General features: G+C 68.0%; 7 protein-coding genes. 1 reads left to right on the top strand and 6 read right to left on the bottom strand.

All coding sequences use genetic code 11. The features are described from left to right. Window positions 1-365 precede the first annotated feature (365 nt). Together HRV97_RS16105 and HRV97_RS16100 are read right to left on the bottom strand one after the other, a co-directional pair. Window positions 366-860 carry a hypothetical protein gene (locus HRV97_RS16105; protein ID WP_174195161.1) on the bottom strand — a complete coding sequence of 165 codons (495 nt, stop codon included), beginning with the start codon at window positions 858-860 and terminating at the stop codon, window positions 366-368. After that, window positions 853-1,128 carry a hypothetical protein gene (locus tag HRV97_RS16100; RefSeq protein WP_174195160.1) on the bottom strand — a complete coding sequence of 92 codons (276 nt, stop codon included), beginning with the start codon at window positions 1,126-1,128 and terminating at the stop codon, window positions 853-855. Before HRV97_RS16100 ends, HRV97_RS16105 begins: the two co-directional genes overlap by 8 nt. A gap of 75 nt (window positions 1,129-1,203) precedes the next feature. On the opposite strand from HRV97_RS16100, the gene HRV97_RS16095 reads away from it, so the two are divergent. After that, complete coding sequence (locus tag HRV97_RS16095) at window positions 1,204-1,446, top strand: helix-turn-helix domain-containing protein (RefSeq protein WP_223176906.1); 243 nt, start codon at window positions 1,204-1,206, stop codon at window positions 1,444-1,446. A 163-nt stretch (window positions 1,447-1,609) separates the two neighbouring features. Here the strand turns inward: HRV97_RS16095 and HRV97_RS16090 are convergent, their stop codons facing one another. From HRV97_RS16090 to HRV97_RS16075, 4 genes are all read right to left on the bottom strand, one after another. Further along, window positions 1,610-8,785: a Calx-beta domain-containing protein gene (locus tag HRV97_RS16090; protein WP_174195159.1), complete on the bottom strand. Its 7,176-nt coding sequence runs from the start codon at window positions 8,783-8,785 to the stop codon at window positions 1,610-1,612. A 130-nt stretch (window positions 8,786-8,915) separates the two neighbouring features. Beyond that, the gene (locus HRV97_RS16085; RefSeq protein ID WP_174195158.1) at window positions 8,916-10,217 is read right to left on the bottom strand and encodes an HlyD family type I secretion periplasmic adaptor subunit; all 1,302 of its coding nucleotides are present in this window, start codon (window positions 10,215-10,217) and stop codon (window positions 8,916-8,918) included. Between the two features lie 10 nt (window positions 10,218-10,227). Next, window positions 10,228-11,976: an ATP-binding cassette domain-containing protein gene (locus HRV97_RS16080; protein ID WP_174195157.1), complete on the bottom strand. Its 1,749-nt coding sequence runs from the start codon at window positions 11,974-11,976 to the stop codon at window positions 10,228-10,230. Beyond that, entirely contained in the window at window positions 11,973-13,625 is a 1,653-nt protein-coding gene (locus tag HRV97_RS16075; RefSeq protein WP_174195156.1) for a TolC family protein, read from the bottom strand. The genes HRV97_RS16080 and HRV97_RS16075 overlap by 4 nt, the downstream gene beginning before the upstream one ends. Between the last annotated feature and the right edge of the window lie 187 nt (window positions 13,626-13,812).

Genomic DNA, 13,812 nt, shown 5'->3' with positions numbered 1-13,812 from the left:
CGCGTCAAGCGGCACCGCGTCTATATTGTAAGTGCCTGATCTAGGCTGTTTCTAGGAAGGGCCTCTAGGCAACCGAGACGCTGCCGATCAGCTTCGCAAGCGAGTCTAGTGACCTGCCTAGACACCTAAGTAATTGATATCAGTTCGTACCTCGCCTCCTGCACACTCGCTATCCATAGCGTGGTGTGTGACCCTTCCTTGCACATCCAGACGCTGCCGTGCCGATGCCGTGCTGCTTCCTAGGTTCGCCCTGGTTTCCGGCGAGGCACCCGGGCCGGCGTGTCAGCCGGCCAGCCAGATCATGGTTGTTCTGCGAAGGCGTCGTTGCCGAGTGTGCACGACAGCTGGCTGAATGCGCGGGCGCGTTACTCTCGGCTAAGTGAAGGTACCTGCCCCAAACTTGGGGCGGGATCCGCTTCCTCCACCAACCGCACGCCCTCGTCACGTCGTGCCGCATCCTTGCGCCTGGCACGCTCCTGCTGCACGGCGCTCGCCATGTCGTATCGGAGCACGACATAATCGGGCTCATACCGATGCTGCCGGATCAAATCGGCGAGCGCGTGAACGGCGACGTCGTCACCCACCGCGGCATGAACCGCGCGCAGCCAGCGCGGCGAGGCGTAGCGGTGCCGCAGCGTCCAGAACCCGCGCCCCATCTCAGTCACGAGCAGCGCCACCCAGACGACCAGCATACCCCGGCCCAGCACGAGCGGCTCGACGCCGATCGCTTTCGCGACGCCAACCATCACGATCAGCATCGGCCAGAAGGACACGACGCTGATCGCGTAGGGTAAGATGTTGAGGCGGCTCACTTCCCAGCGCGCGATCAGCCGATCGAGCACCGGAACGCTGTCAGTCACGCCAGGGATCATGGCTGCTCACCGACCAGTTGTCATCGTGGGAGGGGTCGTAGACGCCGCTATCCCAGCGCTCGTGACGTTGCCAATCATACTCGCTGTCATTCGACCAGGCAGAGCCATAGGGATTTACGGCAACGTCGGGCGTCCCCGCCCCGCCGATCGTCGGCAATCCGGTCGCCGGGTTAACGTCCACATGTTTGGCAACGGTTCTCGGATCAGTAGGCGCTGCCTCGTCTAACCGGGCAGTGATGCGCTCGAACATTCTCATGTGAACACTCCCGATCGGCAAAACGCACGATATACGTTTTCCGTATAAAGCACAAGCCGGTCTAAATGCGCCGAGGTGTCTGCCTCCCCTGCATCGCCCGACCTGCACGCCCGCATCGTCGCTGCGCTAACCCTCGCACGCCGTAACGCCAAGCTTCGTCAGGTTGACCTCGCCAAACGGCTCGGATGGCAGCAGGCCTATGTGTCGAGGCTCGAGACCGGCGAGCGCCAGTTGAGCGTGGACGAATATGTCGCAGTCGCGCTGGCGATCGGGGTTGATCCGGTTGTACTGCTCGGCGAGGTAATGGCTGCGGACTGATGCCGGCATCAGGCCATTGCATATCCAGAACGCGCCTGTGGTGCCAACGCACGTCCGACCGCGCTGTCAGATCGCTTCTTCATTTCCGAAGATCCGACTGAACGTCATTAATCGCAACAGGACAAGGGGCGACGGGTATCGGCCCGCCCCCCCTCCTTTCTACCTAAGCGATGATGAAGTCGGTCACCGTGACCGGTGGGGTCGGCACCTCGAACACGTAGTCGCCGTCCGCCTGGTACCCATCGATACCGTTAGCATCGACCACCAGGAAGGTCTGCCCCGCGTGGTTGCCCTGATCGACTGCGAAGAATACCGCATTGCCGTTCGTCAGTTGCGCACCGAGTGCGGTCTGCAAATCGGCGTCGAAGGTCGCGTCATCTAGCCGGCCACCCGCGACCGTCTGGTAGCTGTCGTGCACCTGGCCCGCGATCTCGATCCGGTCGCTGGTGTAATCGAAGTCGAGCAGGCGGTCGTAATCGCGACCGCTCGACTGGCTCGCCGCATCGTAGACGAACACGTCGGTGCCGGCTCCACCCCGCAGGGTGTCGCCGCCCTCACCGCCGAAGATGCGGTCGTTGCCCGCCCCGCCGGTGATCGTATCAGCCGCCTGTCCGCCGAAGATGCGCAGGTTGCCGTCGCTCTCGGCCGACGCGTTGATCGTCAGCGCGGTGACAACCGGCAGCGCGAAGATCGTCTTGGTCGCACCGCCTGCGACGAAATCGTCGCCGACCGTGATGTTGAAGACGTTGCGATCGCCTTCGGGCCCTGCGAGCAGCGCCACGACCTCGACGTCGAACCGCGCGTCGAGCGTCAGCGTATAGTCGCCGTCGAGGCCAACCTGATCGTTGCTGCCCCCGCCTCCGTGGACAATGTCGCTCGCACCGAAGCGATCGGGACCGAAGTAGAAGCCATCATTGCCTGCGCCACCCGTCAGCGTGTCGACGCCCAATCCACCGTAGATGGTCAGCGATCCCGCGGTCACCGCCGATCCGTCGACCGTCAGGTTGTCGCCTGCCCCCAGATTGGTCCCAAACACGGTGAACCCGCCGGTCGCCCCCGTCACTCCGGCGTTCAGCACCACGTCGTAGCTGCCACCCGCCAGCACCGCGAGCAGTTCGACATCGACCAGGGTCGTCGCGTTCAGCATGAGCCGGTTGGCACCGGTGTAGTCGCCTTGAATGCCGACCTGATCCATGCCGGAGCCACCGTTGACGCGGTCGGCCGCGGTCATGGCAGCGCTGAAGAAGAAGGCGTCCTCGCCCGCCCCGCCGGACACGCGGTCGACGCCGCCCGCCGATAGGTCGAAGTAATCGGCCTGCTGCGTGCCGCCAAAATTGTCGTTGCCGCTCGTTCCTTGAATATGCCCCTGCGCATCGGCTGCAGGGGCAGCAACCCCCGTGATCGTGATCGTCGCGGAGGCGGTGGAGCCGCCCGGCAGCGTGTAGCTGAACGTGTCGGTCGCGGTCTGTCCGGCGCCGAGCGTCGCATAGGCACCATCGGGATTGTAGGCGAACCCGCCCCCGGTCGTAAGCGTGAGCAGCGCGCCCGAGGCGAGCCGGAGCGTGTCGCCCGCGGCTACGGCCGCACCGTTGATCGCGGTGACCGTCAGCGACGGATCGCCACCGGTGTCGTTGGCGATGAGCGAGGCACGCAGCACGCTGGCCGCGGTGACCGCGAAATTGTCGGCGACCGCCGTCGCCGCGCCACCGATCCGTGCCAGCCCGATCAGCGCCACCGGTTGATCATGGTCGGTCGCCGACAGCCCGTCGTTGTAGCCGGCGTTGTAGTGAACCACGTCGATGCTCGACGCGCCTGCCACCCGCTGCGACACGATGACGTTGTCGAACGACTGGTAATAGCCGTCAAAATAATAGGTGTAGCGCTCCTCAACCGGCAGCGTGTTGATGAGGTTGACGAGCGCACCCGTACCGTCGACCGGTGCGAGGCTGTTGAGCGCGGTTTCATACGGGAAGCCGTTGAAGTCGCCGTTGACCATGAACAGGTGGTTCGGATCGTTCGCCAGCACGCCGTCGATGTACGATTTGACCGCCAGCGCCTGCGCGGTGCGTGCGCCGTCACCCGCCTGAACGGGCGGCTGGGTCGAGCCGTAGAGCGGGCCCGAGCCACCACGCGAGGTCGAGTGCATGTCGATCGCGGTGAAGACCTGCCCGTTGAACTGGAAGTCGGCGACGAGCGGCCGGCGCGTGCCGGTGAAGATCGCGTCGCCCAGCGCGCGCGCCGACCCGTCGATGTAGGTGACCCGTGCCGGATTGTAGAGGAAGCCCGGACGGATGAAGCCGCCCGGCTCGCCACCGGTGTTCTCGGTCGGGGTGACCTCGACATAGGCGTAGGTTGGGCCGCCCGCCGCCTCGATCGCGGCGATCAGCTTCGCCGCGGTGGCATAGCCCGACAGATCGGTGCCGGTGCCGATCCCGTCGGCGTCCTGGATCTCCTGCAGCCCGATCACGTCGGGATTGCGTAAGCCGTTGACGATCTCGGCCGCGTGACGCGCGAAGGCCAGGTCGACCTTTTCCTGCGTGTTGCGATCCTCGACCGTCGAATCCGCCACCGGCGCCAGATTCTCGACGTTGAAGCTGGCGTAGCTCAGGCTCGACGCGGTGCCGGTCAGCGACGTCGCCTCGCGCGCCGGATGGTCGCGGTCGACCGCGACCGTCACCGCGTCGGTCGGGTTGACCTGATACGAGCCCGACGAGGTCGATGAGCTCGAGAAATAGGTCAGCACGCCCGTGACGTTGTTGAGCGTGTCGCCCTGCGTGTGCGTGCCCCCGCGGAAGATCTGGATCGTCTCAGGGTTGTTGTCGCCCGCCGAGATGGTCATGCCCGAGCGGCTGTTGAGTCCGGTCGCGCCGACGCCGTCGGAGGCGACGACGTAGGTGATCCCGACGCTGGTCGTGTCGGCGACGACGCGCGGCGTCTGGATCGTGACCAGCATGCCTTCGAGTGATTCGTAGAAGTCGATGCCGTCGTTGGTCGGATCGTAGCTCGTCAGCCCGTCGTCATCGATCGCCTGCGTCGGCGCGGCGCGGCCGCTGCCGTCGGTCGCGATCACCGTTGCCGCGGGCAGTGCCACCAGGGCTGTGGTGACGGTGATGTCGCTCGGGTTGGCGAGCCGCGTCAGCGTCAGCGCGCCGGTGTGGCCGCGGGTTTCCTCCACCATGCCCGACAGCGTGATCGCGTTGCCGACGGTGACACTCGGCGCGGCGTTGGTGAAGACGAAGATGGCGTCGGACGTGCCGACCTGCCCGTCGCCGACCGCGTCCTGCAGGTAGAAGCCGTTGGTGGCGAGCGCGGTGACCACGCCCGAAGTCTGCACCACTTGCCCCGCGAAGGCCGAGGTGTGGCCGAGCCCCTGAATGTCGTAGATCGCGACCGGACCGGCGTCGTCGTTGACGATCGTCGCGGTGGCGCGCGGCTGCGGCACCTCGAACCCGACCGGGTTGGACAGGACGAGCTGGAAACGCTCATCCGCCTCGCGCACGGCGTCGCCGATGATCGCGACCTGGATCGTCTTGCTGACCTCGCCCGCCGCGAAGGTCAGCGTGCCGCTGGTCGCGCCGTAATCGCGTCCGGCGACCGCGCTGCCGTCGAGCGTCGCGTAGGCGACGCTCGCCTCGGCGGTGCCGTTCGAGCGGGTGACCGTGAAGGTCGCGAACCGTTCGCCGCCATTGCCCTCGGTGACGCTCACGTCGGCGATCGACGCGGTCGGGGTCGAGCTCAGCTTTGCATCGACCACCAGATTGTCGATGCCGACCTCGTCGCGGCTGCCGCTGCCCGCCGACGACGCGTGGATCCAGCGCAGGTAGAGGTAGCCGCCATCGGCGACCGTGCCGGTGATCGTCACCGTCTCGGCCTGCGTCGAGAAGGCGTTGGGGACGGCGATGGCGGTGCCGCCCGACACGCGCGGCGCGGTTGCGGGGGTGGTGAAAGCCGCGCCGTCGACGCGGGTGTAGTTCACCCCGTCGGTCGAATAGGCGAGCTGCAGGCTGCTCGCGCGGTCGGCGCTGTTACGATACGCCCAGTCGAACGCGACGTCGAAGCTGGTGGCGGTCGCACCGCTGGTGTTCTCGATCCGCGCCTCGATGAAGCCGCCCGCGTCCATCTCGGCGCCGGTCGCCTGGAACACCAGCGCAGCGTTGGCGGCCGGGGAATAGACGCCCGCGGTGACGGGATCGGCGGTGCCGATGATCTGCCCGCGCGCGAAATCGCCCGTCGTCAGCGTCGCGCCATAAGCGGGGTTGGTGTTGTCGCTCAACCCGACGACGCGCCAGACGTCGGAGTCGAGCTGCCCGGTGCCCGGCGTCGGCGCGAAGCCCGCCGCGGTGAAACCGGCGAAATCGGCCGCGAAGATACGCGCGCTGGCGGGCACCGCGTCGTCGTTGACGATCGTGCCGATCGCGGTCGCGCGCGCGATCGTCGCGCCGACGGCGTTCGACAGTATGACGGAGAGTGTTTCGTTGCGCTCGAACACCATGTCGCCGCTGACCGCGACGGTGACGGTGGTGCTCGTCTCCCCAGCGGCGATGGTGCCGGCGACGTTGGCGAGCGCGGCATAGTCGCTGCCCGCCGTCGCAGTACCGTCGGCGGTGCTGGCGTTGAAGCTGATGCCATCAGCGCCGGCGGGCTCGCTGGCAGTAATGGTGAAGCGCAGCAGCGCGGTCCCTTCATTGCCCTCGATCACGCTCGCGTCGCTGATCGACAGCGCGGGGAAATCATCGTTCACGATCGTGCCGGTCGCGACCGCATTGGTCACCACCTGACCCGGGGTCGCGCCCGACAGCGTGACCGTGAAGGTTTCATCGCCCTCGATCAGCGCGTCGTTCGCAACCGGCACGTTGAGCGTCGCGGTCGCGGAACCGCTGGCGAAGGCGATGAAACCGCCGGGCAGCGCTCCGTCGGGAAAATCGGCGAGGCTGGCCGTGTCGCCGCTTTCCAGCGAAACGTCGAAGCGCAACGTCGCCGCGACGCTCAGGTCACCGGTTCGGGTCATGACCAGCGGGATCGCGCCGGTGCCCTCCACCGCCTGCCCCGACGCGATGCTGAAGGTCGAATCGTCGTTCAGGATCGTCGCGGTGGCACTCGCCTGATTACCCAGCGTGCCGGCGCTGGGCGTGCCGAGTGAGACGGTGAAGGTTTCGTCCGCCTCGAGCGTCGAATCGCCCTGGACCTGCACGGTGATCGTCTTGGTCGCCGCGTCGCCGTCCGCAAAGGTGACGGTGCCGCTCAGCGGTTCGCCGGCAGCGAAGTCGGACACGTCGGCGGGGTTCGTGCCGGTGAAGCCGACCGTATAGGGGATGCTGACCGCGCCCGTCGTGCCGTCGGTGCGGCTGACCGTGAAGCTCACCACGGTGACGCCGCTGTTGCCCTCGCGCACCAACGAGGTCGCGGGCGCGATGTCGAAGCTGCCGACCGCGGCGGGTTCGTCATTGTCGAGGATCGTGACCGTCGCGGTGCCCCGCGCGATCGTGGGCGCTCCGTCGCCGGTGGTCAGCGTGACCGTGAAGGTTTCGTCCGCTTCCTGGAGATTGTCGTTGGTGATCGGCACGTCGAAGCTGACGGTGTTGACGCCTTCGCCAAGGGTCGCGGTGCCGCTGGTCGCGGTATAATCGGCGCCCGCGGTCGCGGTGCCGTCGGCGGTCGCGTAACCGACCGTGATCGCGCCGGTGCCGTTCGTGCGCGTCAGCGTGATCGTCGCGACGCCCGCGCCCTCGTTGACCGAGACGTCGGCGACCGAGACGCTGCCGGCGGGATCGCTCGCCAGGATCAGTGCCTGCGCGCTCGCCTGCGCACCAAGCATGCCCGTGCTCGGCGCGCCGAGCGTCACGGTGAAGCTCTCGTCACCCTCGGGCGTGGCATCGTCGGTCGTCGCAATCGCGATCGTCTTCGATGTCTCGCCTGCGGCGAAGGTGACGCTGCCCGACGGGAAGCTGCCGCCGAAATCGGTCGCGTCGGCGCTGGTTCCGGTGGTGCCCGCACCGACCGTGTAGCCGATCGTCACCGGTCCGCCATCGCCGCCCGTGCGGGTGATCGTGAAGCTAGCGGTGCCGCCCTCGCTGGCATCGCTCAAGCCTGCAATGGTGAAGGTGCCGCCTAGGTCGTCGTTGGTGATCGTGCCGGTGGCGGTGCCCGCGCTGCCGCTGACGACATAGCCGGTTCCGGGGTTGCTGAGCACCAGTCCGAACGTCTCGTCGCCCTCGATCAGGCGGTCGCCCGCGACGGTGATCGTGACGGTCGCGGTGTCGCTGCCCGCAGCAAAGGTCGCGGTGCCGCTGGTCGCGCCGGTGAAGTCGGACGCGTCGGTCGTGTTGCCGCTGGTCGCCAGCGCATAGGCGACCGTGGTCGACGCGGCGGTGCTGCCGCTGCGCGTCAGCGTGTAGGTGAACGCGGTGTCGGTGCCGCTGCCCTCGGCCTGCGTGATGCTGGGCGTCGCGAACGCGATCGTCTCGGTGGTCGGCGCAGGCGTGCCGGCGAGAGTCGCGGTGATCGAGAAATCGTCGATTGCGAGGCCGTCGTCGTTGCCGACGACGTTGGTGTCGGCCCAGCGGATGAAGATGCTGCCACCTGCAGGGATCTCGACCGCGAGATTGGCGCTGATCGCCTGCCGGTTGGCCGCGGCATTGCCGTCAAGCGCACCCGCGGTGGACGGCAATGCCGACGGCGACACGAAGTCGAGGTCGTTGAAATCGGTGAAGCCCGTGCCGCCGATCGTCGTCGCGGTGGTGCTGTAGCTGAAGTCGAGCCGATCCGGGCCGTTGGCGGCCGTTCGGCCTCCGGCACGCCACTGCTCGCCCGTGAACGCGATCGCGAGCGAGGTGATCGTGGAGCCGGTGTCGTTGGTGAACAGCGTGCCGTAATAGATCGTCGCCACGCCACCGCTCGCCAGACTGCCGATCGCACGATCGGTGCTGCCAGCGGTACCGAAGCTATAGGTGTCACCAGTGTTAACGGAGCCATTACCCGCGGTGTAGCTCGTGTTTGCGCTGGTCCCGCTCGCTTCCAGGAAAACGAACCTGGTCGAGCCGAGCGGGGTGCCGCCATCCACGGTGCCAGTGCCGGCGGTCGTGCCCGACGATGCCAGACTGTCAAAGTTCTCGCTGTAGGTCAGCGTGTTGGCGGTGAAGGTGAAGCCGTTCGCGATCTCGCCAGCTGCGGCCGCCGGCGCCGCTTGGTCTGGCCCGGTCGCGCTCGCGACACGGGCGTTGCCAACGGGCTGGCTCGTCGCCGAATCGACATAGCCGAATTCAAACGCGTCGTTCGTCCATTCCAGCTCGGTCGCGGGCTCACCTGCTGCGTAGGTCCCGTTGAAGCGCTTTGCCGCCATGTCGACTACCCCTGTTCGGGGCCGTTGCCCATGCGCGGACAAACCCCTGATCCGGCGCGACTATCGCTGTAGAATGACAGCGACATGACGACATTTTAATTAATCGTAAAAGGCTTGCGCATTTCGCCCTTTATTCACGCAGCGCATCCTCGCGCAGGCGGGTGAAGGGCGTCAGGATGTAGGCCATCACCGAGCGCTTGTCGCCGATCAGGTTCACGTCGGCGGTCATGCCCGGGCCGATCACCAGCCGCTCGCCGGCGGGTCCGCGGAAGTTCTGCGCGTCGGCGCGGACACGGACGGTGTAATGGCTTTCACCGGTGCGTTCCTCGACGGTCGCGTCGGGCGAGATCGTGACCACGCGTCCGTCCATCCCGCCGTAGATGCCGCTTTCATACGCGGTCACGTTGACGCGCGCGTGCTGGCCGATGCGGACCGATGCGATGTCCTTCGGGCTGACCATCGCTTCGACGGTCAGCGCGTCGGCTGAGGGAACCACCTCGACGATCGGCTGGCCCGCGGCGATGCTGGCGCCTACCGTAGACACGAGCACGCGGTTGACGCGGCCGTCGACCGGTGCCGCGACCGTGGCGCGGCCGAGCTTGGCGGCGAGTGCAGGGACGGTCTGACGCCGCGCGGCGAGTTCGGCCTGCGCGGTGGCGAGGTCGGTGCCCGCCTGCGCGCGCCACGCGCCGCGCACCTGCGCGAGGCTTGCGCGCGCTTCGGCGACGCCGCCCTGCGCGCGCGCGATCGCGGCCGCTGCCTGCGCCGCATCGGTGGTCGCGACCGCGGCCGTGTTCTCGAGCTGGATCAGCGTCACCTGCGGCTCGATCCCGCGCTCCACCAGCGGGCGGATGAGCTCGAGCTGGCGCCGCGCGGTGTCGCGTGCCGAGACGCGCGACTGGTACGCCGCCTGCGCCTCCGCCACCGCGCGATTGGCCTGCGCCTCACGCGCAGCCGCGGCCGAGCTCAGGCTGGCGAGATCGCTGATCCGCGCGGCATGAAGCGAGCGTTCGATCCCGATCTGCTCGGCGAGTTCGGGGTTGGTCGCGGGCGGGTAGCTCGGCTCGCGTCCCGCGATCTCGGCCTGGAGCCGCGCGATCTTGGCCTCCAGCGCGCCGACGGTCGCTTGCGAGCTGCCGAGGTCGGCACCCGCCTGCGTGCGATCGAGCCGGACCAGCGGCTGCCCCTGCCGCACCAGGTCGCCGGCGCGCACCAGGATCTGCGACACGATGCCGCCTTCCAGGTTGCTCAGCACCTGCAACCGGCTCGACGGCACGACGCGGCCGGGCGCGTGCACGGTGCGATCGAGCTTCACCACGCTGGCCCAGATAATGAAGATCGCGACAAAGCCGAGGATCAGCCACAGCAGCAGGTTGGACAGCGCCTTGGGCTTGATGCGGTCGGCGAGGTCTTCGAGATGAGTGTCGGTCATCGGTCCGGTCTCAGGCCGCTGCGCGCGGCCGCTGAAGTTCCTGCAGCACCGCATCACGCGGGCCGTCCTGCACGACGCGGCCGTTCTCGATCACCACGATCCGGTCGACCAGCTTCACCAGCGCGGGACGATGGGTGATGAGCACAAAGGTGCGTCCCTTCAATTCGGCCTCGAGCCGCGCGATCAGCTGCGCCTCGCTGCCCTGATCCATCGAGCTGGTCGGTTCGTCGAAGATCAGGATCTGCGGTTTCCCCGCCAGCGCGCGCGCGAGGCTGATCGCCTGACGCTGCCCGCCCGAAAGCCCCTCGCCGCGGTCGGTGAGCTGGAGGTCATAGCCGTTGGCGATCCGGCCCATGAAGCCGTGCGTGCCCGACAGGTCGGCGACGCGCAGCATCTCCTCGTCATCAACCGCCTCGCGGTCGAGTACGATGTTCTCGCGCACGCTGCCCGACAGCAGCACCGGTTCCTGAAGCGCAGTGCCGATCAGCGCACGCATCGCGTGCGGATCGAACTGGCGCACGTCGGTACCGTCGATCATCACCAGCCCTTCCTGCGGCGGGTAGAGCCCCAGGATCATCCGCGCGATCGTCGACTTGCCCGACCCGACCTTGCCCAACAGCGCAACGCGCTGTCCGGCGGGAATGACGAGATTGAGCCCGTCAAGCGTCTTCTCCGCCGCGCCGGGATAGCGGAACTCGACCCCCTTCAACTCGATGCGACCCTCGAACTTCGCCGGGCGCAGCGCGCCGGCGCCCGGCTCCTCCGACCCCGTCTCCATCATGCCGTTGATCTGCTTGTAGGCGGTGCGCGTCGCCGACAGGCGCGAGAGCAGCGCGGCGATGGTGGCGAGCGGCTGCACCGCGCGGCCCGACAGGATCGAGCAGGCGACCAGCGCACCCGTTGTCAGCTTGTGATCGGCGATCAGGAACACGCCCGCGACAACGGTGCCGGCGTAGGACAGCGTGTTGGCCGAGGCCGCGACGGTGGTCGCGATCGTCGACACCAGCCGCTGGCGGGTCGAGCTGGCACCGTGCGCGACATTGGCGCGGCTCCAGCGGCGACCAAGCAGGCGTCCGGCGCCGCTGGTCTTGACCATCTCGAGCGCGCCGACCGTCTCGACCAGCACGCTCTGCTTCGACAGGCCCTCGCTCATCGACTTGGCCGACAACCGGTCGAGCGCGGGGCGCGTCAGCCAGCCCGCGCCGATCACGACCGGGATCGTCGCCAGCGGCACCCACACCACCGCGCCGCCTAGGATGGCGATGAAGACCAGTGTCACGACGATGAACGGCACGTCGACCAGCGCGGTCATCGTGGCGGACGCAAAGAAGTCGCGCAGCGTTTCCAGCTCGCGCATCATCCCGGTCAGCGCGCCGGTCGAGCCCTTCTTCTGGTCGAGCCGGATCGCCACCAATCGCTTGAACACACGGCCGCCGACGTCATGGTCGATGTCCGCCCCCGCCAGATCGGTGAAATAGGCGCGCAGGATGCGCAGTAGGAAGTCGAACACGACGACGATCACCAGCCCGATCGAAAGCGCGACCAGCGAGGTGAAGGCGTTATTGGGAACGACGCGGTCGTACACCGTCATCGTGAACAACGAGGTGATCAGCCCGAAGATGTTGATCATCGCCGCGGCGAGCGCGACCTTTAGATAGGTCGACTTGTTGCGCAGCATCGGCTCCATCAGCCACGGTGCGAAGCGCGGGCGCGGATGATCGACCAGATCGTGATGGCGGTCGTGTGCGACGGTGTTCATCGGGGTTCCAGGGTTGCGGCGTCAATCCCGAGCGCGGGGAGCAGCCGGCCGGTACGGGCGAGCAGCGCGTAGCGCGCGCTGTCGAGTTCGATCACGGTCTGAAGATAGCGCGCGGCGACGCTGAAGTAATTGCTCTCCGCGCCGAGCAGGTCGAACAGCGTCCCGCGCGACACGCGGAACCGCTCGGCAAGCACGTCGCGCGACTGGCGGCCAGCAAGGTAATTGGCGCGGATCGCGGCTTCCGCATCCTCCAGCGCGGCGACATCGGACAGCGCGATCTCGGCATCGCGCAGCGCCTCGATCCGGGTGCGGCGCAGCCGCGCATTGGCGCCATCGGCGCGTGCCACCGCCTGACGCATCCGCTGCGACGCACCGCCGCCCAGCCTCAACGACAGCGTCAGATTGCCGCGGATGTCGTAATCGCGATCGGTCTCGATGATGCCGTAGCGCCCGGCGTCGACGCCGACCGTGACCTGCGGCAACAGGTCCGAGTTTGCAGCCTTCGCATCGTAGCGCGCGGCCTGCGCGCTCGACCGCGCGGCGCGCACCGCAGGTAATCGGTCGGCATCGTTGCCGAGCGTCCCGCGTGTCACGGCATTCAGCGCTGGCGCGGGCGCACGGCCGAGGTCGCCGGGCGGTGCGCTGCCGATCACCGCGGCATATTGCGCCTCCGCGCTCACCAGCTGGCGGCGGAAGTCGGCGACCTGCGCGTCGGCGGAGGCGATATAGCCATCAACCTGCACCACGTCGGCGGGCGCGGCCGCACCCTGGCGAACCCGGTCCTGCAATGCGGTGCGCAGGTCGCGCTGGCTGCCCGAGAACGCGCTTGCCAGCCGCACCAGCGCGCGCAAGCCATAGACCTGGTACCACGCCGACACCGCGACCAGCGCGACGCGCGTGCCGCTGTCCTCCACCCCGGCGCGCGCCGCCTCCAGCCGCGCGTCGCCGGCGCGGATGCGGTTGCGGCTGGCGCCGAAGTCGACCAGCGGCTGCTGGACGCGTAGCAGCCCGTCGGTGCGCCGGCGCGGACGCGAGCGTTCGAGGACGTTGCCCGGATCGTTCGAGAACGCGCGGCTGAGCACGCGAAAGGTCGACACCGATGCGTCCAGCGTCGGCAGCGATCGCGCAACCGCCTCGTCGCGGACGGCGTCAGCCTCCTCGACCTGCGCGGTCGCCTCGTCGAGCGCGGGGTTGCGGCGTACCGCATCGGCGATCGCGGCGTGGAAGGCATCGGGATCGGTCGAGGCGCGCGCGAGGCGCAGCACCGGATCGGTCGCGGGATCGATCCGCAGCGGGTCGGTTGCGGGAAGCGGCAATCCGCCCTCGACGCTGCGGCGGGGCAGCGACTGGAGCGGGGCTGGACGCAGATCGATCGCGCGCGTCGGCTGCGGCAATTGGTACGCGGGCAATGTCGTGCTCGGCACAACGGGCGTGGTCGCGGCGGGCAGCGAGGAACTGGCCGGAACCGGCGCGGGCAGCGGCGGAGTGGACGGTGCCGGCGCGGGAGAAATCGGGCGCGGCGTCGCGCCCTGCTGCGGATTGACCACGAGCGAACCCGACGGCGCGCCCGATGGCGCAGGCGTGACCTGCGCGGCCATCGCCGGCGTCAGGCTCGCAGCCAGCCCTCCCAGCAGGGCGATATGCGGCACGCGCCTCCCCCGACGCCCACCGGTTCGTGTCACCGTCATGCGCTCCCCAGTCGGTGCGGCGTTGCCCAATGTTGCTTGTTCACGCAAGAGCCTGATTGTTGGGACGAAAACAAGTCCCCCAACGCGCAGGGCCGGCGCGGAAGTGTTCCCGTGCCGGCCCTGGTTGTCGTGTAGGTGTGTTGATCAG

The organism is Sphingomonas hominis (genome assembly GCF_013328205.1).
In the GTDB taxonomy this organism is placed as follows: Bacteria; Pseudomonadota; Alphaproteobacteria; order Sphingomonadales; family Sphingomonadaceae; genus Sphingomonas; species Sphingomonas hominis.
Note: the sequence above shows the minus strand (reverse complement) of the source record. Positions and strands in the feature narration are given on the sequence as shown.